The following is a 23,117-nucleotide window of genomic DNA, read 5'->3' on the forward strand; positions in this document are numbered from 1 at the left end:
TCTAAGAATGAATCGAACCGAGATGCTTCATCTCAATATGCTGAAAGTCAGCGGAGCCGCCTTCAGAAAAGAGCGTGATTCCCTGATCTTCGTGTTTTGGGAACACTTCATTTGTCAGAACGGTTTTTCCGTCGTCTGCAAATACTTCAATACTTGTTTTATCTACGAGAATTTTCAGATGGACGCGTCCTTTGTTTCCGTCAAATGGGGCTTTGCTTTCGACGTATGCGCCGGTTTTATCAGGCTGGTCTGTAAACGATCTGTTCACATACGCACAGCCGTCTTCTGCTGAAATACCGACATCAATATGCCGGCTTTGGTCTGCTGATTCTCTGAGTCTGACGCCTGCATTTTTGATATCTGACCAAGCGATATCCATATCAAGCTGATATGTATCACCTTTGATCGGCAGTGTCTCTGAACCGTTCACCTGTTTGTGTTCTATGCTGTCAGTTGAAGAAGTTAATTGGTTCAATGCTTCAACCGGCTCTGACACAAGGCTGTATGTGCCGCCGTCCTGCTGCTGAAGACGGATTTCACGGACGATAGAATCCGTGCCGTTAAAGCCGTTTTTTAGTGTCGGTGTTTCATTCGGATAATCCCAATTGTTCATCCATGCCAGCGCATAGCGTTTTGTCAGCGGATCTTCGCTATTACCGTCTTCAAATGTGACGCCGCCGTACCAGTCAAAGCCGTAATCGAGCCATTGCGGTTCTTCTTGATCGGCGGTAAATTCCTTCCCGTCAAAGTTTCCGGTCCAATACGCGTACGTATTCGGTTTGCCTGCGGGTTTGCCGTTTGCGCTTGCGCCCAGAACCCACTTGGCTGTTCCGTCATCTGCACGCATCATATAAAGGTCGGGGCATTCGACGAGGCCGATCTGCTGAGTGATAAAACCGCCCGTGTATTTCCAATTTTTTAAATCGGGTGATTCATAAAAACCGATTTTTTCTCCTTCGGCCATGGCCATCACCCATTTGTCATCCTGTTCATCCCAGATCACTTTCGGGTCCCGGAAATCCTTAGTTCCCGGGTTTTTCATAACGGGCTGATCACTATAGGAAGTAAACGTTTTTCCCTTATCCGTGCTGTACCATAAATATTGTTCCTGGGCTTTTGTTTTGGCTGTCGGCTGCGTTGTGACGGCGACCAGCGCGTTTTTGCCGAAGCCCGCCGTGTTGTGTTTATCAATGACGACAGAACCGGACCATATATCGCCGTTTTCGTTGGTGTATTTCGGAATAGCCGTGCCTTCGTCCGTCCAGTGCACCAAGTCCTCTGATACGGCGTGCCGCCATTCTGTGCCGTTGCCGTTCGGGTAATCCCGATTATAAAGATAGTAGTAATGATATTTCCCCTCGAAAAAAATGGGCTTTTGAGGGTCGTTTTTCCATTTGTCCGGGGTCGTAAAATGATACGCCGCCCGGTAATCCTTCTTATGCTCCGTGTTTGTGTCAGAGGAATTGTGGGTTTTGTTCGGCAGTAAGCCGACAAACAGGAACGCACCCAAAAAGATCAATATTACAACGGGCCATTTTCGAGCCATGATTGAGTTCACCATCTTGTTGAGAAATAAAAGAAAATGCCAATGAAGTATCGGCATTTTCTTTTTGTTGTTATTAGTTGTTAACCGTAAGCTGTCCTTGTTCAAGGATGCTGTTTTTAACAACGGATGTTTTCTTGCCTTTGATGTTCATTAAGAAGCTTGGCGCAAATGTTGCCTTTTTATCCTCAAAGAAGCCTCTGTTTGTCATGTAGCTTGTGATCACGACATTGTTGCCTTTGGCTTGCGGCACTGCGAAGTGAGAGTAAGTGAACGTTACATCGTTAGGATCAAGACCCATTTGCAGGACAAGACCAGTTTTGTTCAGCGGCTTGTAAGGCCCTGTTAAAGAGTTTGATACATAACCAAGCATGTAAATATCGTTTGAGTTAATGCCGTCGATCGTCATTTTTGAACCGCGTGAATCAGTGAACAGGTACCATTTGCCGTTCATTTTGAAAACATTCGCGCGCTCAATTTCATCAGTTACCGTGTTTGAAGTGATCAGCGGCTTCATGACTTTTTTCAATGTGTAATCATCGTTTAACTCTACCATACCGAGGGCGCCGTTCGCTAATTCAGCATCGCGTTTTTTAGCGCTTTGCTGAAGCTTCTGACTTTCTTTACGGAAGAAGTTTGTGCTGCCGCCGTAGTACGCTTTGTTAAATAAAGATTCTTCGCCTTGGTATCCGTTTTCTGTTCCCGTGTTGGCTTCGAATACAAGGTATTTATGGCCTTTGTCTTCAACGTAGTGAGGGTCTCTCAGCGTATGGTTGTCGCCGGATGTATAGTTCCCTTCATCGATAAACTGCTGAACGTTTTGATATGTTTTTCCGTCGCCGTCAAAAATCGTTTTATGATCTTCCACTCCGTTGATCTTGAGCGTGTCATCAGATTTTGACACATTTACCTGCGCCGTTGTCAGGCTTTGTTTACCGTAATGTTTACCGGAAAAGTCAGTGTAGAATAAACGGATTTTTCCGTCAGATGTAAAGGTTGCAGAACCGGACCATTCTTGTGTCTGTTCTTTCAGGATTTCATCGTTGGCGTCGAACTTATCGCTGTCTTTAAAGACACGGCCCGCGTTTTTCCAGCTGTCGATCGAGTTGTCGCCGACTTTTTGGTAAAACATGTAGATGGATGTGTCATCAGCGTCTTTCGGGCTTCCCGCAAGAGCAAACACGACGTGATAGCCGTTGTATTCAGCTACTGTTCCGTCAGCGTTTTGGAGCGGCCAGCTGTCCCACACATCCAGTCCTTTCGCGGACTCGATATTTTTAATTGTTGATGGGTCGAATTGAGGCACTTGGTATTTTTCACTTTGCTGCTGTTTAGGGATCTGCAGCATATCATGGCGTGTGATATGAGAGACGCCGTACGTTTCTTTGTAAGGTTTTTGGGTATTTTCTTTCGCGAAGGCTTGAGTCGCTCCCCCTGCCAGAAGTGCAGTCGTAAAAGTTAGAACTGTGGCTCGTTTTGCAAATTTTTTGATGTTCATGTTCATGTCTCCTTTTGTATGTACCTTTTTTTGCGATCTGCCGATTCGATCCTCCTGCATTCATGGATGGCAGGTTTGTTACAGAAAAAAAGACCTAAAATATGTATGGGGTGACGCCAAAGAATACACTTTGCCCTTAACACATTTTAGGTCTTGCCTGCTTTATCAGTAACAATCCTGCATGATTTACTTGTCGACATCATTCTATTAGACTCTGATTCTATTGACAACTGGTCTATTTTCCTCTTTTGGATGATAGTAAAATGAAAAAAGGCCTTTTAATATATGGGTAATTGAGACTAAGGGGTGCTCTGGGCCTAGGAAAAAACCTCTCTAAAAAAGAGAGGTTATTTTTTCTTGATAGATAATAAAGCGATGGTGGCTAAAATCAGCAAAGTACCCAGCCATTCTGATATTCCGAAGGGAACATGCAGCCAGATAACAGCTAAAAAAGCTGCCGACAGCGGCTCTGCACAGGCAAGCAGGCTGGTTTCAGAGGCACTCAGATATTTCAGGCTTTCCAAGTAGCAATAAAAAGCGATGAGCGTTCCGAAAATGATGATAAACACAATCGCGGCATATGCAGGAAAGGACCACTCGCCTTCAAATGTCCAGGGCGGGCGGATCAAGCTGAGGGCGGCTCCGCCGATCAGCATGCCCCATCCGACAACAATGGCGGATCCCCATTTCTTCAGCAGACGATGCGGCTGAAGGGTGTAAAACGCCAGTGCAAACGCCGAACTGATTCCCCAAAAGACGGCCAGACCGGATATGGACAGGCTTCCGGCATTCCCGTGAGTGACCAAAATGAATGTGCCGGCAACCGCCAATAAGACGGCGAGCAGTTCTTTTCCCGAAGGAATTCTCTTTGCGCGAATCGCTAAAAAGCATGTAATGATCGCCGGCCCTAAATACTGAAGAACGGTAGCAGTTGCCGCGTTGCCGTACTCAATTGCCGCGAAGTAGGTGTATTGAACGCCTAACATTCCGAAAATCCCGAATAAAAGAAGGGGAATTCTGTCCCGTCTGTCTTTCCAAACAGCCCATATCCGTCCTTTTTCTTTGCGGTACGCGATTCCGAGCAGAAGCGCCCCTGACACCAGAAGGCGCACCGAAGTCAGCCATTCTGTATTAAAATGGCGGTGCTGGAACAGATACTGGGCAACCGTTCCCGAGACCCCCCATAAGATAGCTCCTGTAAGCACAAGCCAAATGCCTGTTGTTCGTGAATAAGAAAGAGCAGCGTGTTTTTCCAGGATAGACACCCCCGATTCTGATGTTGCGATAGCAACTTACAATAATTAGGAAAGCGAACGCCTTACATGTGATATATTATATATTGTATATTAGCAGGCGTCAAAATAATTTTAAAGTAAGCGCTTACTAAATGGCCGTCTGATGAACGAGCTGTAAAAAAAAACACCCCGGCTGGTTTCCGGGGTGTGTTGGTTATTCTGCAATCGCGTCTGTTAAAACAGGAACGACTTGTTTCTTTCTGGATACGACGCCTTTTAAAAGAGCCGTGTTGTTTTCTAACGTCACGTTGAATGCTTTTTCAACTTTTGACGCTTGATCACCGATGGCGAGCGCAAGGGAATCGTTTTCTAAAATATCCGTAATCACGAGAAGGAACAGGTCAAGGTTCTTCTCAGCAATTACTTTTGAAAGAGCCGCTTCTAATTCCGGCTGCCGCTTTTTGACATCTTCAATATCAACTGTGTTGACTTGGGCGATTTCGACTTTTTTGCTGCCGAGCGTGAACTCTTTCGCATCAAGAGAAATCAGTTCTTCCACAGTTTTTTTGCTTAAGTCGGCGCCCGCTTTCAGCATGTTTAAGCCGTACTCTTCCGCATCTACGCCGGCAATTTCAGCAAGCTCTTTTGCCGCTGCGATATCTTGCTCCGTGCAAGTCGGAGATTTAAATAACAGAGAGTCGGAAATGATTGCTGAGAGCATGAGGCCCGCAATTTCTTTCTCGATTTTCACGTTATTTTCTTTGTACATTTTGTTTAAGATCGTAGCCGTACAGCCGACCGGCTCAGCACGGTAGTAAAGAGGTTCCGCTGTTTCGAAGTTGGCGATACGGTGGTGGTCGATCACTTCAAGAACCTGAACGTCTTCGATATCCTTGATGCTTTGCTGGCGTTCATTGTGGTCAACAAGGATGACGCCGTTTACTTCGTTTGCGGCTGTTTCCACCAAACGCGGGCTTTCCTGCTTGAAATAATCAAGCGCGTATTGTGTTTCGCCGTTGACTTGTCCAAGGCGGACGGGCTCAGCATTGAAGCCGAGTTTATTTTTTAGATCAGCATAGGCAATGGCAGAGCAAATGGTATCTGTGTCTGGGTTTTGATGTCCGAAAATAAGAATTTTTTCCATAATAACTCCTTGTCCTTTTTTGTAGTGTAAACAATCTTTTTATAGTTTAACACGTCTTGCGGAGGGTGTAATCTTCAAAACCTTAAAAATTGATGTGAAAAAGAAGCATTTTTGTTGAGCGGTGAGGAGGATTGCGAGTAAAATACTGGGTAAGTCAGATGCTAATCAGCATATAGTATCAAAAAAGGTACTATGGAGGATGAATTATGAACATATATCCGAATAAAGAAGGTTGTCCGGTTGAACTGACGCTTTCCGTTATCGGCGGAAAGTGGAAGGGTATTTTGTTTTATCATATGATCGGCGGAAAAAAGCGGTTTAATGAGTTTCGGCGCATTTGCCCCAGCATTACGCAGCGTATGCTGACGCTTCAGCTTCGTGAGCTTGAGGCGGACGGCATCGTGCATCGCGAGGTATATCAGCAGGTGCCTCCAAAGGTGGAGTATTCTCTTACCGAATTCGGCAGGTCGCTGGAACCGATCGTTTTGCAAATGAAGAAATGGGGAGATGCCAACCGGGAGTTTCTCGAGACATACCGGGAAAAAACGTCGCCTCAAGATCAGTCCGCTCAAAAATAAGAAGCAGCAAAGGATTAAATTCCTTGCTGCTTTTTTTATTTCATCGCGATGGCCTTTCTGGCGTTGCGCACGTCATTCTTCAGCAATTCGCTCAGGTTGTAAGCCGGATATTGACCGCGTTCTTCCATATACTCAAAGACCATTTGATGCCACTTGATGGCCGCGTTCAAGTGCTTGACGAAAACATGTCTTAATTGAGGTGTGGCCGTCTCTGTAATGGCTCCGGCGTAATTGCGGACAGACGTTTTGGCCATGATCAGCAGGCCGCCGCTGTAAAAGGAGGAATCAGCGCGCTCTTCTGTTTCATCCTCACGAAAAGCGGGAGCTTCAGGGAAAAAAGGAAGCAGTTCACGCAGATTTTGTTCCAGCGAATGGATGGAAAATCTGTAAAGCTGTTTTAATCTGGCATCGCTTACGTCCCGCTCTGTTCTTTTTAATTTCACAAGTCCGTTTGCCTGGAAAGCCACTAACTCATGCAGTTCTAACGTTTCATGCCATGCTAATGTTCTCCGCTCGGTCATGGTGTAAGAATCTCCTTTATCCTTCATTTTCACTTTCAGCATATGCCCCGGTCCCGATGTTGTTCCTGATGTTTTGAAGTTTCCAGAAAGGGAAACTCAATGTAAAGGAAATACGAAATAGAGGTGAAACTATATGTGGGACATGATAAAGAACTTCTTCCTTTTCAGCAGCGGGGTTTTACAGGCGACCACTCTCTTACTTATCGTTATCGTCTTGTTATATGTACGAAAAACCAAAAAGAAAAACAGAGATACTTCTGGTTTCATGGATGATCAGGATCACTGATACAACGGGCATTCTTTCACTGGGATGTCCGTTTGTCTGTTTTCATGTTTCACATGGAACATTGCGGGTGTCCGCGCTCATTTTACTTGCGATTTCGACTTATGTTAAAATATATACGTGTATTTTGGAGAGTTTATGGAAAATTCAGGTCTTGAAAGAGACATTGCGGCGTCAAAAGAGCAGTCGTCTAAGCTGCTCTTTTCTATTCGTATGTTCGAATGATACAAGGTTTGAGGTGAGTAAGTGAAAAATACAAGGGCTCTAATAGAAGGCGCCATTTTGATCAGTATTTTTGCAATCATTTCCCTTTTGGTCGTGTACCTCCCTTTACTGGGGGCAATTCTTCTCTTTGCTTTGCCGCTGCCGATCATTCTTTACACCATTCGGCACGGTCTGAAGCCCGGGGTATGGATGGGGCTTGCCAGCCTTCCTGTCAGCTTTATTGTAAGTTCGTTTACCGGGCTTACAGGCGCTTTTACGGCTGCCTGTACGGGAATCGCCATGGGATATTATTTTAAAAAGAAACAGCCCGGCTATGCGGTTGCTGCCGGCGCTATGGCGTATGTGCTGTGCGGCGTCGTTTTTTTTGTGGTCAGCATCGTGTTCCTTAATATGAATGTGATCGATACCACCATGTCCCAGCTTCGGGAGTCGATGTCTTTAGCAGAAACCATGTCAAAGCAGCTCGGTTACGGAGATCAGTTCGGGAAGCAGATCAAGCTGATGGAAAGTCAGCTGAGCACGGTTCAATATCTTTTTCCGACAGTGCTCGTATTGACCGGCATCGTTTTTTCTTTCCTCAGTTATGCTATGGCAAGGCCGCTTTTACGGCGATTTTCCCCTGATCTTCCGAAGATGAAGCCTTTTAGAGAGCTCAAACTCCCGCAAAGCGTTGTCATTCTGTATTTTATTGTGACGATATTAGGGTTTCTGCCTTTAGAAAAAGGGCATATGCTGTATTCGGTTTCATTGAATGGGGGATTTATTCTCAGCTTGCTGATTTGTATTCAAGGATTAGCGTTTATTTTTTTCTATTGCCGCGAAATGGAGATGCCGAAAGCCGTTCCTGTTTTAGCAATTGTGCTGGGTGTGCTTTTTCCGCTCATCTTGTCCGTGTATCTCCTCTTAGGCATCATTGACATAGGCTTTAACATAAGAAATAAGGTGACGCGAAATTGAGTGTGACTTACAGGTGGGGAGTTGATAGAAATGCCTAGTTTTTATGAAAAACCGTTGTTTCGGTATCCCATCTATGCATTGATTGCATTGTCAATCATCATAATCCTCATCAGCATTTACTTTAACTGGCTGATAGGAGCCATCGGCGTTGTGCTGCTCGCCGTGATCCTGTTTTTCATTAAGCGTGCGGATTCTCTGATCAGAAAAGAAATTGACGATTATATCTCCACGTTATCGTATAGATTGAAAAAAGTAGGCGAAGAGGCATTAATGGAAATGCCTATCGGGATTATGCTGTTTAATGATCAATATTACATTGAGTGGGCGAATCCGTTTTTGTCTTCCTGTTTTAATGAAAGCACACTCGTCGGGCGCTCGCTGTATGACACATGCGAGGCCGTCGTGCCGCTGATCAAGCAGGAGGTCGATTCGGAAACGATCACCTTGAATGAGCGGAAGTTTAAAGTAGTGATTAAAAGAGATGAGCGCCTGCTTTATTTCTTTGATGTGACAGAACAGATTCAGATTGAAAAGCAGTACGAAAATGAGAGAACCGTGCTGGCATATATCTTTTTAGATAACTATGATGACGTCACACAGGGGCTGGATGACCAAACGAGAAGCACGATGAACAGCCAGGTCACCTCATTATTAAATGCGTGGGCGCAGGAGTACGGCATTTTCCTGAAACGGACGTCCTCTGAGCGGTTTATCGCGGTGTTAAATGAACACATTTTAACGGAGCTTGAAAACGCGAAATTTTCGATTTTGGATGAAATCCGAGAAAAAACATCCGTTCATACTGTATCTTTGACCCTCAGCATCGGGATCGGCGCATCGGTTTCTTCCTTGAAGGAGCTTGGAGATCTGGCGCAGTCCAGTCTCGATTTGGCTCTCGGCCGCGGAGGCGACCAAGTGGCGATCAAAATGCCGAACGGCAAGGTGAAATTTTACGGCGGCAAAACAAATCCGATGGAGAAACGCACAAGGGTGCGCGCCCGGGTGATTTCTCACGCGCTCAAGGAGATTGTCTCAGAAAGCAGCAATGTCATTATCATGGGGCACAAGTTTCCTGATATGGACGCAGTCGGAGCCGCAATCGGAATATTGAAGGTGGCGCAGGCCAACGGCAAAGAAGGCTACATCGTCATTGATCCGAACCAGATCGGATCAAGCGTTCAGCGCCTGATTGAAGAAATTAAAAAATATGAAGAGCTGTGGTCGCGGTTCATCACGCCGGAAGAGGCGATGGAAATTTCAAATGACGACACGCTGCTTGTCGTCGTTGATACACATAAACCGTCCCTTGTGATGGAAGAGCGTCTCATGAACAAAATCGAGCACATCGTTGTGATTGACCACCACCGCAGAGGCGAGGAATTTATTAAAGACCCGCTGCTCGTTTATATGGAGCCATACGCTTCATCCACCGCAGAACTCGTGACGGAGCTGCTTGAATACCAGCCGAAGCGGCTCAAAATCAATATGATTGAAGCGACGGCCCTGTTAGCTGGTATAATAGTGGATACGAAGAGTTTTTCCCTTCGCACGGGCTCGCGGACGTTCGACGCCGCTTCTTATTTGAGAGCGAAAGGCGCAGATACGGTTCTGGTGCAGAAAGTTCTCAAAGAATCCGTCGGTTCTTACATCAAGCGGGCGAAACTGATCCAGCATACGGCTCTTTATAAAGAACATATCGCGATTGCTTCTCTGCCTGAGAACGAAGAGGAGTACTTTGACCAGGTGCTGATTGCGCAGGCGGCTGATTCCCTCTTATCGATGAGTGAAGTGGAAGCTTCATTTGCGGTAGCCAGACGGGATGAGCATACGGTGTGCATCAGTGCGAGATCGCTGGGCGAGGTCAATGTGCAGATTATTATGGAGGCGCTGGATGGCGGAGGGCATTTAACCAATGCGGCAACCCAGTTATCGGGCATTTCTGTCTCAGAAGCGCTCGTCCGGCTGAAGGAAGCCATTGATGAATATTTTGAGGGAGGCGTTCAGAGATGAAGGTTATTTTCTTACAAGATGTAAAAGGTAAAGGAAAAAAAGGCGAAATGAAAAACGTAGCAGACGGTTATGCACATAACTTTCTCATTAAAAAAGGCCTCGCTGTCGAAGCAAATGCGACAAACATCAGCGCATTGAAAGGACAGAAAGAAAAAGAGAAAAAAGAAGCGATTGCCGAGCTTGAAAGAGCGAAAGATTTGAAAGAAACGCTTGAACAGCTGACTGTTGAGCTGAGTGCCAAATCCGGTGAAGGCGGCCGCCTGTTCGGGTCTGTCACAAGCAAGCAGATTGCAGAAGCGCTGCAAAAAACGCATAAGATTAAAGTGGATAAACGGAAACTGGAGCTCCAAGACGGTATCCGCACACTGGGATATACAAACGTTCCTGTAAAGCTGCACCCTGAAGTTCAGGCTGTGCTGAAGGTTCACGTAAAAGAAGAAGCGTAACGCACAATGAAAAACCCGCCGATCCGGCGGGTTTTTTTTATGTCAGCAGACGGCGCAGCGCAAGAAAATGATGAGATTGTTTCATTTCCGATCGTTACCAGATTGCATATTATATTACATCATAACGAAGGATGTGTCGGTATGAAACGATTTTTTTCTGAAACATATTTTAATAATCCGGAGAATAAAAAGGCGCTGGAGCACTATCCGCTGATCGGAGACGGAAAAGACGGGGAAGTCTACCGCTTAACACACGACAAATGCATAAAATACTTCTTTGAAAAAGGGACATGCAAGAAGGAATTGGCGGCTTTAAAGACCGGACAAGGTTCCCCGGTGATTCCAAGACTGTATGAACACGGAGATCGTTATATTGTGATGGAATATGTCCAAGGCACCTCTCTTGCCCGCCATATCAGAAAAGAAAAATCCCTGTCCGTCAAACTGACTGCTGATATTTTAAATATGCTGGATGAATTAAAAAGAATCGGTTTTACCAGATGGGATGCCGAAATCAGGCACATTCTGATCAATGAACACGGAAATCTTAAGGTCATCGACCATAAAAGAGCTTTTTCCGCCATTACCCGGTTTCCCGTAAAACTATTAAAAGGACTGGACAAATACGGCTTGGCGGATGAGTTTTTGAACACTATAAAAAAATTAAATCCGTCACGTTACCTGGAATGGCAGCCGCACATGTAAGTTTCTGAAAATCCGCATATGTAAGTTTCCTTTTTTTAGGGTCGTCATATGATATTTGTAACATTTGTTTGGTGGAGTGTGGAAAAAATGGCAGAATACATTATGGTTATCGGCGCTCATCCCGATGATGAACTATTGGGAGCAGCGGGCACCATAAAACGGCTGATCAATGAAGGATATAAAGTGATTTCCATTATTACGGCATTAGGAAGAAAAGAAGAAGCTCATCATATTAAACAATTAGGCGAACGCGCGAATCAAGAGCTTGGAATTGAGAAAGTCATCTTTTTGGAGCATACGAATTTAGAGCTGGAATGTATCCCTCTTCATAAGCTTGTCAAAGAATTAGAGCAGCTCATTCGCGTCTATCAGCCTGATAAAATCTTTACACATCATTACGGCGATATCAATATGGACCACCAGAGAACATTCCAAGCAGTTTTAACAGCCGCCAGACCGCTTCCGAATCAAAAGCCTATCGAACTGCTTACGTTCGAAACGCTATCTTCAAGCGAGTGGGAGAGGAATACGGCTGATAAACTCTTCAAACCTAATTACTTCGTTAACATCACAGACACAATGGATGCCAAACTCGCGGCGCTTCACCACTATGACGTAGAAATGAGGGATTACCCTCATCCCCGTTCATATGAAGGCGTTAAACATTTAGGAAGAGTCAGAGGGATGACGGCGGGTGTAGAATACGCTGAAGCTTTTGAAGTCGTGCGGAGGATCTGGAAATGATCAAGACATTTTCCGTCCCGTATCCGTATATGGTTCAGACGCTTGACCGCTACTACGGGGTCAAAACGGGCCCTCAAAAAAAGGCGGCAGTAAAGACACAGTTGAAACATGAACATCATATTCCGCGGTTATACAGGAAAAAAAAGAAGTTATCCATTTTGATTGCCACGTTTTGGGACTACCCGCACACGGGCGGTTTATCAAACTATATTAAAACGCTTAGTGAAGGCCTGAAGAAGAGGGGTCATAAGGTGGATGTCATCTCCCCTAATCTGTTTCCGTCCGCACAGGTAAAAGAACTGCGGGCGGCTGTTGTTCCGAAATTAAAAGATTTCTTTAAAGACAGATATGGGGATTATAACAATCATATTTTGAAAAATAATCGGCTGATGTTTATATACGAGCAAATGCTTCAAAAGATTCATTTGGAAAGATATGATGTGTTTCATGCTCAAGATTTATTTACAGCCAATATATTAGGCAGATTCAATCAAATCTATAAGAAACCTTTATTTTTCACACCGCATGGCATGTTTACTTTCAACAGACTTAAATTTCACATCTTTAAAAAAGGATCGGTAGAAGAGTTTTATTATAAAAAACTAGAGATGAAAGCCATTGAATACGCAGATCGCCTGATTATTATCAGCGATACGTTCCGCAGCCCGCTCATGAAGCTCGGAGCCGAACAGGAAGACATGACAACGGTGATCACAGGAATCGATTACGATGCAAAAACAGGCGGGAAAAGAAAAATCCCGCTGCCGAAAAATAAGATCATCATCTCGTGTATTGCAAGATTAGGCCCGAGAAAAGGACATAATCATTTGCTTGACGCACTTTCACGAATTCCGTCTGATGTGCTTGAACATGTTCAAGTGCTGATCGCGGGCGACGGAGAGATGAGGAGCGCTTTAGAGGAACAGGCTCGAAAACTGAATCTATCTATGGTCTCCTTTTTAGGAAAAAGAGATGATGTTCCCGCTATTTTGAATATGACGGATATATTCGTACTGCCGACCATTAATGATAGTCTGCCCATCTCGATTATTGAAGCGATGTTCAGCGGCTCGGCTATCATCGCGACCGATTGCGGGGGTATTCCGGATCTGATCCGCCATAACAAAACGGGACTTATTGTCGAGCCCGGAAATGCAAAGGTTCTTGCCCGGGCTTTAGCGTTTTTTATCTCTAACAAATCTGCGCGGGAGAAGGCTGCTTCAAACGCAAAGGCCTACGCGGAGAAATATTTAAGCAGTGAGACGATGATAAAAAATATCGAATCGATTTATCAAAATACCAACAGCTCGGAGGGAGATCATGAAACATGAACATGCAGCCGTTGTACTTGATTTCAGTGCAAACGGGATTGGGATCATTCGCAGCCTGGCCCGAAGAGGAATCGATGTTTACGCGTTTGACACGGAGGGACCTTATCGTATCGGAAAATCAAGATTGGCAGATTGCGGGATATGTCCCAGCCCTTTAACACAAGAGGAAGAACTGCTGACATTCCTGACTGATTTCGGGAAGCGATTCCAAGCAAAGCCGGTTCTGTACGCAGGATCTGATGATTATGCGGGATTTATATCTAAATTCCGCGAGACATTAGCCGGTTTTTTTTTATTTTTGCTCCCGAGCCGCTCTCTGTTAGAAACGGTCTTAGATAAAAGCAAAGCATATGAATTAGCGGTCAAGCATAACATCCCCTGCCCGAAAACCTTTTTTCCGAACAACCGGGATGAGCTGGAAGAGGCCATCGCCAATATTGACTTCCCGTGTATTTTAAAACCGGTGGCCGGCCATGAATACAGAAAAAAAGTAAACAAAAAAGCAATTGTAATGAAGAATGCCGCACAATTGCGCAAGGAGTTCAGCTCCTACAGAGAAAATGGAGAACTGCTCGTACAGGAGATCATCCCCGGAGACAACCAGTGTTTTTATAAAGTCGCCACTTTTTATGATGACCAAATGAAATTAATCGGTTTATTCTCTCTGCAAAAGAACCATCAATTCCCTGCTGATTTTGGCGCGGGGGCCCACGTCGTCAGCAAACGGCTTCCTGATTTAATCGAGAAGACCCTGCCGTTTTTTGAAGCGATTCAGCTGAAGGGAGTAGGCATGGCGGAATTTAAAAAGGATCCCCGGGACAATGTTTACAAGTTTATCGAAATTAATCCGCGCTTTTGGCTCAGCCATAGCCTGACAGAACCGGCAGGCATTCATTTCGTTTACATGTACTATCTGTATTTGACCGGACAGCATGTGAAGCCCCAGCTCGAACAAAAAGACGGAATCAACTGGATTTATGAGGTGCGTTACTTCTTAACGTTTTTGAAGAAACGAAAAAGAGGAGAAATGACGTTCCGGGATTTTTGGAAAGGATTTAAAGGAAAAAAAGAGTACGCTCTTTTTGCTTGGAATGACCCGATGCCATTTATCAGAAACACTTGGTCTCATCTCAAAAACAGCTGGAAACGGAAGCGGAAGGAAGATCGGCATGTATGAAAAGGATCTTTTGTATGACGCATTTCAAAAACTGAGAATTGACGAAAAACTGTCGTACTCGTTCGGTGAAAGGGCTGCGGTGAATCCGGATGACATCACATGCCTGAAATCAACAGACAGAAGCGCCATTTATAAACTGTTTGTAAAGAAAAAATCCGGCACTGTGCCGCTGATATTGAAGGTGTATAAATCTTCCCGTGAAAAAAACAAGGTCGAGATTAATATATACGGGAAAGCCCGTTCTGTTTTAGGAGATTTGCTGCCGGACATCTATCTTATAGAGGAAAGTGACCATGAAACGTGGATATTTATGGAGTTTGTCAGCCAGATCAGAGGACAGCTTACATTTCATCCGAAGCATTTCAAGTATATTATTCCGTCTGTCGCAGAACTGCACAGCCGCACCTTTGAAAACAAGACTATTTCTGACGGTAAATGGCGGTCGTGGCTGCCGGTCTACGAATCGGAAACCATGAGAAAAGGGCGTAAAAAGCAGATCAAAAAGACAGCGGAATTATTGGATAGAGCTCTTAAAGATGAGCGCACAAAAGATATCGTGAAGCCTCATTATCGGCAAATCACAAACTTGCTGGAGCAGGAGGAGCCGGATTTTTTCCCTGAATTGATACAAAACGGCTCAGCCATCACACACGGTGATCTTCATATGCAGAATATCTGCACCCACGATGCGTCCGGACATGAACCGTGGGATATTCAATTCATCGATTGGGAATCCGCAAAGTACGCGCCGATTTGGTTTGATATGACGGTGCTGGTCGAAATTCTGCTCGGCTTCAGAAAAGACTGGAGCCGGCACGCAGAAGATATTCGGACGTATTGCGTAAAAGTGTATACGAAAGAAATGAAAAAGCGGGGTATTCATTTTCAGACCCCTCCTATGACGCTTTATAAAATGGCTTATTTGCAGAGAACACTTGAGAAAGGGCTTCATACCCAATTGCGGAGAATCTTCGACAATCGGGGAGGAGAACTGCTGCCGTATCATGTTGACAAAGTGTCAAAATGGGGACGGGAATTAGGATTATAAGTTTAAGAGAGGGGGAGCGGATTTGAAAGAAGAGATCGGCAAGCCGAACGGTCTGGTGCCTCTTGCCTTATTGCGCGTCATGGATCAATTTTACGGGATTGAACATCAAAGTGAGCCGGAGATGCTCTATTCGTTCTGTGCGGAAGGAAAAAGCTCCCCCAAACGAAAAAAGCCATTGCGTATTCTGTACGCAACCTTTCTCCGTTACCCGAATGTCGGAGGACTGGCGAGTTATATCACGTCAATTAAGACGGGTTTTGAGCGCATCGGTCACCAGGCGGATGTCATCTCGCCGCTCCAAATGCCGCCAACTTCTTTTCAGGAAGATATCCCGCGGGCCGCTGACGAGATCAGAGCGTTTCTTGTTGGCAGATACGGGGCCGCAAACGAAAAGTTTGTGAAGAATCTCAGCTATTTACATGTCTTTCAAAGATTTTTGAAGGAGAAAGACTTAGAACAATATGACCTGTTTCACGCGCAGGATTTATTTGCGGTATTTTTGCTGGGATACCTTAATCAAACGTATCGGCGTCCGCTTTTTTTCACGCCGCACGGACATTTTACGAAAAGCCGGATGAAGTTTCATAAAATCCAAAAGGGTTCAATAGAAGAGGCATATTTCAGTGAAATAGAAAGGCAGGGTATTCGGGCTTCGGATAAAATCATTACAATCAGCGACTCCTTTCACGAGCCCTTGCTGGAGTACGGAGCGAAGGAGGCTCAGCTGACGACTGTTCATACCGGCATTGACATCCGGGATGCACCCGAGCCAAAACGTGCTGAAAAGCTCGTGATTGCGTGCGTTTCCCGTCTGACCGAGCGAAAAGGACATGATGTGCTGCTGGACGCTCTCGCCCGCATCCGGCACCATTTATCCGGAGTGGATATATGGATCATCGGAGACGGAAACATGAGAGAGTTTCTGGAAGAGAAGAGACGGAAACTGGGCCTCTCAAATGTGTTTTTCCTCGGAAAACGACATGATGTGCCGGCGCTTTTGGCTGAATCATCTATATTTGTCCTGCCGACATTGAATGATAATTTCCCCATAGCGATCATCGAAGCGATGTTCTCAGGTCAAGCCATTGTCGCAACTGACTGCGGAGGAATCCCTGAGATGATCCGGCATGAGGACACAGGGCTTATCTGTCAGCCCGGCAACAGCCGCGAACTTGCTGATGCTCTCGTAATGCTGATTACGGATCAGTCTCTCAGGGAACGGCTTGGAAAAGAAGCGCGCTCCTATGCCGGCCGGCATCTGTGTCAGGAACTGATGGTTTCAAAAATAGAAAGGATTTATCAATCATTTTTCTGAATGATACCGGCACCGCATGGCAGGTGCTTCAAGAGCAAAATAAAGAGGCCGGCGTTTAACTATCCAGCCTCTTTCCGAGCTGTTTTTTCATCTCATACAGAGTCCGCTGGCTTTGTCCGCCCGGGCCGCCTGTCATTCCTCGCCGGGCTGAGCTTGTTTTTCCGGTGCTGTATCGGTCAGCTGAGATTTTTGTGCCGATCTTTTTAATCCATGAGACAAGCTTTGTGTTGCCTGAATTGTTTCCGGATTATAAGAAATAGTTCACTTTTCCTTCGTCAACAAGTTGTTTCAGCTGTGAGACGGTTTTACCGAAATTTTCTTCACGGAAAAAAGAGGCGGAAAGCCATCGCTTCCGCCTCCCGCACATATATATGAGAGAGCGGCCTTTATTTGTGATCGTTCTCTTTTTGGATTTCAGCTAATTTGGCAAGCAGAATGTGCTGAGGCATGTGCATGATTCTCTCAAGCGGCATATTCAGTGATTCTGCGAGCTTTTGCGCCGTTTCGGCGGAAATTTGCAGCGGTTTCATGTGATCACTCCTTCCGTTTCTTTATTGTACTAAAATCAGAAATCTATCGTAAGAGGATATGACAAAGGAATGGAGGTTTGAAAAGCGGGGCTTTATAACAGAATGGGGGAGGTTTTTTATGCAATCGCCATTGATGTTATTACAGCTGAAGCTGGCTGATTATCAGAAAAAAGCCGCAGAACTGCGGACAATTGACGAATTTATCATACTGAAACAGACATTGCAGGATATGATGAAAGTATTCGCCGCCTGTGAAGAATGGGAGCTGTATCAAAAAACGGCCGATCTCATGGCGCAGACGGTGCTGCACATCCGTTTCATCGAATAAGGAAAAGCCCTCGCTCGGGCGAAGGCTTTTCTTAAAAGGACCGTTCTTCTTCAATGTTTTTATGCTGATCATAAATGACAAGCTTAGACGGGCTGTTCTCTTTCGCCGTCTGCTCCGCTTTCTCAATCGCCGCGTCCTTTGATGTATAAAGAGCCGTCGGCGCCACATTTTCCACCTTCACAAACCATCCGTCCGCATCAACACTGGGTGTTACTGCATATGTTTTCATCCTTCTTACCTCCCGGTTTCGATTTATTTATTTGTTTCCCGGCATTCGGAACGGCAAAACACATAACCCTCTCCTCCAAATACAGGGAAAGTGATATTTTTCTATTCTTTTTCATGAGAAATGGTAAAATGGAGTTTGGATATTTTTTAAGGAGAGGACGGTGCTTAGCATGACAGACCTTCTGAATGATCGGCTGCCGCCGCAAAACATAGAAGCTGAGCAGGCCGTGTTAGGTGCTGTTTTTTTACAGCCGTCTGCGTTGACACTGGCTTCTGAAGTGTTGATTCCGGATGATTTCTACAGAATGTCACATCAAAAAATTTACAATGCCATGCTCGTGCTCGGAGACCGCGGCGAACCGGTTGATTTGATCACGGTAACGTCAGAGCTTGCGAATACCGATTTGTTAGAAGAGGTGGGAGGCGTCTCTTACCTGACGGACATCGCGAATTCCGTTCCGACAGCGGCTAATATAGAATATTACGCGAAAATCGTTGAGGAAAAATCCATTCTCCGCCGTTTAATCAGAACGGCGACCTCGATCGCTCAAGACGGGTATACGCGCGAGGATGAAGTTGAAGATTTATTAAGCGATGCGGAAAAAACGATTATGGAGGTCGCGCAGCGAAAAAATTCGGGCGCCTTCCAAAATATTAAAGACGTGCTTGTGCAAACATACGACAACATTGAGCAGCTTCACAACCGGAAAGGCGATATAACCGGGATTCCGACCGGTTTCATCGAGCTTGACCGGATGACGGCGGGTTTTCAGCGGAATGATCTGATCATTGTCGCAGCCCGTCCGTCTGTGGGGAAAACGGCGTTTGCCTTAAATATTGCGCAAAACGTGGCCACCAAAACGGATGAGAGCGTCGCGATATTCAGTCTTGAGATGGGTGCCGAGCAGCTTGTCATGCGTATGCTCTGCGCTGAAGGGAATATTAACGCCCAAAATCTCAGAACGGGTAATCTGACGGAAGAAGATTGGGGCAAGCTGACGATGGCGATGGGAAGCCTGTCAAACAGCGGTATCTTTATAGATGACACCCCCGGCATCCGTGTCAGCGAAATCCGTTCAAAATGCCGCAGACTGAAGCAGGAGAACGGATTGGGCATGATTTTAATTGACTACCTGCAGCTCATTCAGGGAAGCGGCCGTTCGAGCGACAACCGTCAGCAAGAGGTATCGGAAATTTCACGGGCGCTAAAAGCGCTGGCGCGGGAGCTTGAAGTCCCGGTCATCGCCCTGTCTCAGCTCTCCCGGGGTGTTGAGCAGCGGCAGGATAAACGTCCGATGATGTCAGATATCCGTGAGTCGGGAAGTATTGAGCAGGATGCCGACATCGTCGCCTTCCTGTATCGTGATGATTACTATGATAAAGAATCCGAAAACAAAAACATCATCGAAATCATTATTGCCAAACAGCGTAACGGCCCGGTGGGCACCGTCTCACTGGCTTTTGTGAAAGAATACAATAAGTTCGTAAACCTGGAAAGGCGCTTTGATGACGGCGGTGTTCCGGCAGGTGCGTAAAGCCTCAAGCAATGTCTTGAGGCTTTTTTTCATCCGAAAGAATGAGAGAATGCCGTCCGTTCGGCAGACGAAAAAAAGAAAGCGCTTTTATATAATGGCATTAAGGGAGGGATGATGATGACAATTGAATTTCCGCAATTTCAAGCGGCGCAAATCCGGATTGCCCGGCCGACCGGACAGCTTAAGGAAATCATCAGGTTTTATGAAGAAGGCCTCGGATTGAAGAGAATCGGCAGTTTTTCCGGACATGAGGGCTACAGCGGCGTCATGTTCGGCCTGCCGCATACGCAATATCACTTAGAATTCACCGAAGAAACCGGCTCGTCTCAGCCGGCGCCCGTTCCGCACGGCGACAGCCTGCTTGTCTTTTACATCCCTGATCAGCAGGAGGTCATTCGCATCAGCACGAAATTAAAGCAGATGGGATATGAGGAGAAAGAACCCGAAAATCCGTACTGGGAAGAAAAAGGCGTGACCATCGAAGATCCTGACGGCTGGCGGATCGTCCTGATGAATACAAGCGGAATATAAATGACTGTCTGAAGAACCTGGGATACGGGTTCTTTTTCATGTTAAAGTATGAAAGTTTCGGGAGTAATAGATAGCAAATGAAAGAGAAAACGCTTTTAATCAGGTTTAAGGCGAACAAATATAGAATAATAAGATTTAAACGTTCGGATTTACGATTGACTTTCTGTTTCGGCACTGATACACTTAATTTGTTTGAATGAGATATCGTTTTGAAAGGTTAACGGAGGTGCACGGATATATGTCTTCAGTAGTCGTAGTAGGTACGCAGTGGGGCGATGAAGGAAAAGGTAAAATTACAGATTTCCTATCAGAAAATGCAGAAGTGATCGCACGTTATCAAGGCGGAAACAATGCAGGACATACCATCAAGTTTGATGGCGTCACGTACAAGCTTCATTTAATCCCATCAGGAATTTTTTATAAAGAAAAAGCGTGTGTCATCGGGAACGGAATGGTTGTTGATCCGAAAGCGCTCGTAACGGAGCTTGCGTATCTTCATGAGCGCAATGTGAGCACGGATAACTTGAGAATCAGCAACAGAGCCCACGTCATTCTTCCATACCATCTGAAACTGGATGAAGTAGAGGAAGAACGCAAAGGGGCCAACAAGATCGGCACAACGAAAAAAGGCATCGGACCTGCTTATATGGACAAAGCGGCGCGGATCGGCATTCGGATCGCAGACCTGTTAGATCGCGACGTGTTTGCAGAAAAGCTTGAGCGGAACCTTGAAGAGAAGAATCGTCTTCTTGAAAAAATGTATGAAACGGAAGGCTTCAAAATTGAAGATATTCTGGATGAGTATTATGAATACGGCCAGCAGATTAAAAAGTATGTATGCGATACATCCGTCGTCTTAAATGACGCGCTGGATGAAGGCCGCCGCGTTTTATTTGAAGGCGCTCAAGGAGTTATGCTTGATATCGACCAAGGGACATACCCGTTTGTCACTTCATCCAACCCGGTCGCCGGAGGGGTGACGATCGGTTCAGGCGTAGGCCCGACAAAAATCCAGCACGTCGTCGGCGTATCTAAAGCGTACACAACCCGTGTCGGTGACGGTCCTTTCCCGACTGAGCTGAAAGATGAAATCGGAGATCAAATCCGTGAAGTCGGACGCGAATACGGCACAACGACAGGCCGTCCGCGCCGTGTCGGCTGGTTTGACAGCGTTGTTGTCCGCCATGCCCGCCGCGTCAGCGGAATCACAGATCTTTCTCTGAACTCAATCGATGTGCTGACTGGCATTGAAACATTGAAAATCTGTGTCGCTTACCGCTACAAAGGTGAAGTGATTGAAGAATTCCCGGCAAGTCTGAAAGCTCTCGCAGAGTGTGAACCGGTATATGAAGAAATGCCTGGCTGGACGGATGATATCACAGGCGCAAAAACATTGAGCGATCTTCCTGAAAATGCGCGCCATTATTTGGAACGCGTATCTCAGCTGACAGGTATTCCGCTTTCTATTTTCTCTGTCGGTCCCGACCGTTCACAAACGAACGTCATCCGCAGCGTATACCGCGCTAACTAAGAATTTGCAGCAAACAAGCCTCCGGTCACGGAGGCTTGTTTTTTATGTAGGAAAAAAATAATAGATTTTTTTCAAAAAAGTAGTTGCCACTTTCGAATGTTCTATGATATTATAAATCTCGTTGTTACGGAACAGCTTCAATAGAGTACTGCAAGAAAGCTTTTGTCTGAATGCTCTATGATACATAATCCGACACATCAAGAGCCATTAGCTCAGTTGGTAGAGCATCTGACTTTTAATCAGAGGGTCGAAGGTTCGAGTCCTTCATGGCTCACCACTTTTTATGGCCCGTTGGTCAAGCGGTTAAGACACCGCCCTTTCACGGCGGTAACACGGGTTCGAATCCCGTACGGGTCATTGATTTACTTTAGCGTTATTGCTAACTCCTTATTTGTCCTCGGAGGGCCGCCACGATACGGTTCTCCGGACAAATTACTGTAAGGTCCGGTAGTTCAGTTGGTTAGAATGCCTGCCTGTCACGCAGGAGGTCGCGGGTTCGAGTCCCGTCCGGACCGCCATTTTACTTTACTTTATAGTATAGAAAAGAAACATCTGGCTCGGTAGCTCAGTTGGTAGAGCAACGGACTGAAAATCCGTGTGTCGGCGGTTCGATTCCGTCCCGAGCCACTTACCCAAACGCATCTGCAATAGTAGGTGCGTTTTTTCTTTTGTTATAAAAAAGGGAGAGCCGGCTTTTCAGCCGGCCCAGAAGAAGACGTCAAACACTAGACGGCGTTTATTTTCGTGAGGTTTCAAAAAAATATTATTTTTTAAAAGAAAATAAAAAACATGACAAAAGGATGGCAGTTCAATACGTTTTTGCGCTGTTCTCTTTAATTTTTTTATCTTTTGACCTGAAACCGTTATAATAGACGGGGAACGTTTTTCACGATGCGAATTGTGATCATCATGAAACATCAATAGATGAAATGAAGTCATTCTGGCAGGAGGAAAATCAAGATGATGGATAAGAAAATCCTTGTAGTCGATGATGAAAAACCGATTGCAGATATATTAGAGTTTAATTTAAGAAAAGAAGGCTATGACGTGCATTGTGCGTACGACGGAAACGAAGCCGTGGAAATGGTGGAGGAGCTTCAGCCTGATTTAATTCTTTTAGATATTATGCTTCCGAATAAAGACGGAGTTGAAGTGTGCCGGGAAGTCCGGAAAAAATATGATATGCCGATTATTATGCTGACGGCAAAAGACTCGGAGATTGACAAGGTCATCGGGCTTGAAATCGGAGCGGATGACTATGTCACGAAGCCTTTCAGCACGCGTGAGCTTCTGGCCCGCGTCAAAGCGAACCTGCGCCGCCAGCTTACGGTTGCGCCGGCTGAGGAAGAATCAGCTTCTAATGACATTCATATCGGTTCTCTCGTCATCTTCCCTGACGCTTATGTCGTATCAAAAAGAGAAGAAACGATCGAGCTGACTCATCGTGAGTTTGAATTGCTTCATTACTTAGCCAAACATATCGGACAGGTTATGACGCGTGAGCATCTGCTGCAGACTGTGTGGGGCTATGACTATTTCGGTGATGTGAGAACGGTGGATGTAACAGTGCGCCGTCTCCGTGAGAAAATCGAGGATAATCCGAGCCATCCGAACTGGATCGTCACAAGACGGGGTGTCGGTTATTACTTGAGAAATCCTGAACAGGACTAACCG

The 23,117-nt window shown here is 45.6% G+C and carries 23 protein-coding genes and 4 tRNA genes; 20 read left to right on the plus strand and 7 right to left on the minus strand.

The features are described 5' to 3' along the window. Window position 1: 1 nt before the first annotated feature. From G9F48_RS05215 to G9F48_RS05230, 4 genes are all read right to left on the minus strand, one after another. On the minus strand, window positions 2-1,558 hold the full coding sequence (locus G9F48_RS05215; RefSeq protein ID WP_094247908.1) for a glycoside hydrolase family 32 protein: 1,557 nt from the start codon (window positions 1,556-1,558) through the stop codon (window positions 2-4). A gap of 61 nt (window positions 1,559-1,619) precedes the next feature. After that, on the minus strand, window positions 1,620-3,041 hold the full coding sequence (locus tag G9F48_RS05220) for a glycoside hydrolase family 68 protein (RefSeq protein ID WP_014306184.1): 1,422 nt from the start codon (window positions 3,039-3,041) through the stop codon (window positions 1,620-1,622). Between the two features lie 347 nt (window positions 3,042-3,388). Beyond that, window positions 3,389-4,306 (minus strand): EamA family transporter, encoded by a 918-nt coding sequence (locus G9F48_RS05225; protein WP_281063059.1) that lies wholly within the window; start codon window positions 4,304-4,306, stop codon window positions 3,389-3,391. A gap of 184 nt (window positions 4,307-4,490) precedes the next feature. After that, a complete protein-coding gene (locus tag G9F48_RS05230) occupies window positions 4,491-5,420 on the minus strand; it encodes a manganese-dependent inorganic pyrophosphatase (protein WP_004393053.1) in 930 nt (309 codons plus the stop codon). Between the two features lie 206 nt (window positions 5,421-5,626). On the opposite strand from G9F48_RS05230, the gene G9F48_RS05235 reads away from it, so the two are divergent. Further along, a complete protein-coding gene (locus G9F48_RS05235; RefSeq protein WP_004393054.1) occupies window positions 5,627-5,998 on the plus strand; it encodes a winged helix-turn-helix transcriptional regulator in 372 nt (123 codons plus the stop codon). A 35-nt stretch (window positions 5,999-6,033) separates the two neighbouring features. On the opposite strand, the gene G9F48_RS05240 is transcribed toward G9F48_RS05235, so the two are convergent. Next, window positions 6,034-6,519 carry a spore coat protein gene (locus G9F48_RS05240; RefSeq protein ID WP_017418488.1) on the minus strand — a complete coding sequence of 162 codons (486 nt, stop codon included), beginning with the start codon at window positions 6,517-6,519 and terminating at the stop codon, window positions 6,034-6,036. Window positions 6,520-6,652: 133 nt separating this feature from the next. Between G9F48_RS05240 and G9F48_RS05245 the strand changes: the two genes are divergently transcribed. From G9F48_RS05245 to G9F48_RS05290, 10 genes are all read left to right on the plus strand, one after another. Next, the gene (locus tag G9F48_RS05245) at window positions 6,653-6,805 is read left to right on the plus strand and encodes a hypothetical protein (RefSeq protein ID WP_004393059.1); all 153 of its coding nucleotides are present in this window, start codon (window positions 6,653-6,655) and stop codon (window positions 6,803-6,805) included. A 243-nt stretch (window positions 6,806-7,048) separates the two neighbouring features. Then, window positions 7,049-7,984, plus strand: a complete 936-nt coding sequence (locus tag G9F48_RS05250) for a YybS family protein (RefSeq protein WP_025650094.1) — start codon at window positions 7,049-7,051, stop codon at window positions 7,982-7,984. 30 nt (window positions 7,985-8,014) lie between these two features. Continuing rightward, entirely contained in the window at window positions 8,015-9,994 is a 1,980-nt protein-coding gene (locus G9F48_RS05255) for a DHH family phosphoesterase (protein WP_014306180.1), read from the plus strand. Next, window positions 9,991-10,440 carry a 50S ribosomal protein L9 gene (gene rplI, locus G9F48_RS05260; RefSeq protein ID WP_004393063.1) on the plus strand — a complete coding sequence of 150 codons (450 nt, stop codon included), beginning with the start codon at window positions 9,991-9,993 and terminating at the stop codon, window positions 10,438-10,440. The genes G9F48_RS05255 and rplI overlap by 4 nt, the downstream gene beginning before the upstream one ends. 6 nt (window positions 10,441-10,446) lie before the next feature. Beyond that, window positions 10,447-11,145, plus strand: coding sequence for a kinase (locus G9F48_RS05265; RefSeq protein WP_165409146.1), 699 nt, complete (start codon window positions 10,447-10,449; stop codon window positions 11,143-11,145). Window positions 11,146-11,232: 87 nt separating this feature from the next. Next, the gene (locus tag G9F48_RS05270) at window positions 11,233-11,889 is read left to right on the plus strand and encodes a PIG-L deacetylase family protein (protein WP_004393067.1); all 657 of its coding nucleotides are present in this window, start codon (window positions 11,233-11,235) and stop codon (window positions 11,887-11,889) included. After that, the gene (locus tag G9F48_RS05275; protein WP_156735326.1) at window positions 11,886-13,220 is read left to right on the plus strand and encodes a glycosyltransferase family 4 protein; all 1,335 of its coding nucleotides are present in this window, start codon (window positions 11,886-11,888) and stop codon (window positions 13,218-13,220) included. Before G9F48_RS05270 ends, G9F48_RS05275 begins: the two co-directional genes overlap by 4 nt. Then, window positions 13,210-14,397, plus strand: coding sequence for a carboxylate--amine ligase (locus tag G9F48_RS05280; RefSeq protein ID WP_156735327.1), 1,188 nt, complete (start codon window positions 13,210-13,212; stop codon window positions 14,395-14,397). Before G9F48_RS05275 ends, G9F48_RS05280 begins: the two co-directional genes overlap by 11 nt. Then, window positions 14,390-15,445 carry a phosphotransferase gene (locus G9F48_RS05285; protein ID WP_165409147.1) on the plus strand — a complete coding sequence of 352 codons (1,056 nt, stop codon included), beginning with the start codon at window positions 14,390-14,392 and terminating at the stop codon, window positions 15,443-15,445. Before G9F48_RS05280 ends, G9F48_RS05285 begins: the two co-directional genes overlap by 8 nt. Window positions 15,446-15,467: 22 nt before the next feature. Then, entirely contained in the window at window positions 15,468-16,760 is a 1,293-nt protein-coding gene (locus tag G9F48_RS05290; protein WP_165409148.1) for a glycosyltransferase family 4 protein, read from the plus strand. A 386-nt stretch (window positions 16,761-17,146) separates the two neighbouring features. Here G9F48_RS05290 and G9F48_RS05295 read toward each other — a convergent pair whose 3' ends face one another. After that, window positions 17,147-17,290 carry a YycC family protein gene (locus tag G9F48_RS05295; protein ID WP_014306172.1) on the minus strand — a complete coding sequence of 48 codons (144 nt, stop codon included), beginning with the start codon at window positions 17,288-17,290 and terminating at the stop codon, window positions 17,147-17,149. Window positions 17,291-17,408: 118 nt separating this feature from the next. Here G9F48_RS05295 and G9F48_RS05300 point away from each other — a divergent pair, with 118 nt between their 5' ends. Next, the gene (locus G9F48_RS05300) at window positions 17,409-17,618 is read left to right on the plus strand and encodes a hypothetical protein (protein WP_015418617.1); all 210 of its coding nucleotides are present in this window, start codon (window positions 17,409-17,411) and stop codon (window positions 17,616-17,618) included. 31 nt (window positions 17,619-17,649) lie between these two features. On the opposite strand, the gene G9F48_RS05305 is transcribed toward G9F48_RS05300, so the two are convergent. Then, window positions 17,650-17,847: a DUF2188 domain-containing protein gene (locus G9F48_RS05305; RefSeq protein WP_007407900.1), complete on the minus strand. Its 198-nt coding sequence runs from the start codon at window positions 17,845-17,847 to the stop codon at window positions 17,650-17,652. 169 nt (window positions 17,848-18,016) lie between these two features. Between G9F48_RS05305 and dnaB the strand changes: the two genes are divergently transcribed. From dnaB to walR, 8 genes are all read left to right on the plus strand, one after another. Further along, window positions 18,017-19,381, plus strand: a complete 1,365-nt coding sequence (gene dnaB, locus G9F48_RS05310) for a replicative DNA helicase (RefSeq protein WP_146275947.1) — start codon at window positions 18,017-18,019, stop codon at window positions 19,379-19,381. A gap of 117 nt (window positions 19,382-19,498) precedes the next feature. Next, window positions 19,499-19,912, plus strand: a complete 414-nt coding sequence (locus G9F48_RS05315; protein ID WP_156735330.1) for a VOC family protein — start codon at window positions 19,499-19,501, stop codon at window positions 19,910-19,912. A 238-nt stretch (window positions 19,913-20,150) separates the two neighbouring features. Continuing rightward, window positions 20,151-21,443, plus strand: a complete 1,293-nt coding sequence (purA, locus tag G9F48_RS05320) for an adenylosuccinate synthase (protein ID WP_165409149.1) — start codon at window positions 20,151-20,153, stop codon at window positions 21,441-21,443. Between the two features lie 201 nt (window positions 21,444-21,644). Further along, a tRNA-Lys gene (locus G9F48_RS05325) sits at window positions 21,645-21,720 on the plus strand. 8 nt (window positions 21,721-21,728) lie between these two features. Beyond that, a tRNA-Glu gene (locus G9F48_RS05330) sits at window positions 21,729-21,800 on the plus strand. Between the two features lie 84 nt (window positions 21,801-21,884). Continuing rightward, window positions 21,885-21,961 (plus strand) — tRNA-Asp (locus tag G9F48_RS05335). 36 nt (window positions 21,962-21,997) lie between these two features. After that, window positions 21,998-22,070, plus strand: a tRNA-Phe gene (locus G9F48_RS05340). A gap of 336 nt (window positions 22,071-22,406) precedes the next feature. After that, window positions 22,407-23,114 carry a cell wall metabolism DNA-binding response regulator WalR gene (gene walR / locus G9F48_RS05345; RefSeq protein ID WP_004393104.1) on the plus strand — a complete coding sequence of 236 codons (708 nt, stop codon included), beginning with the start codon at window positions 22,407-22,409 and terminating at the stop codon, window positions 23,112-23,114. The last annotated feature ends 3 nt before the right edge of the window (window positions 23,115-23,117 follow it).

This window comes from Bacillus sp. EKM420B (genome assembly GCF_011065565.1).
GTDB classification, from domain to species: Bacteria; Bacillota; Bacilli; order Bacillales; family Bacillaceae; genus Bacillus; species Bacillus velezensis.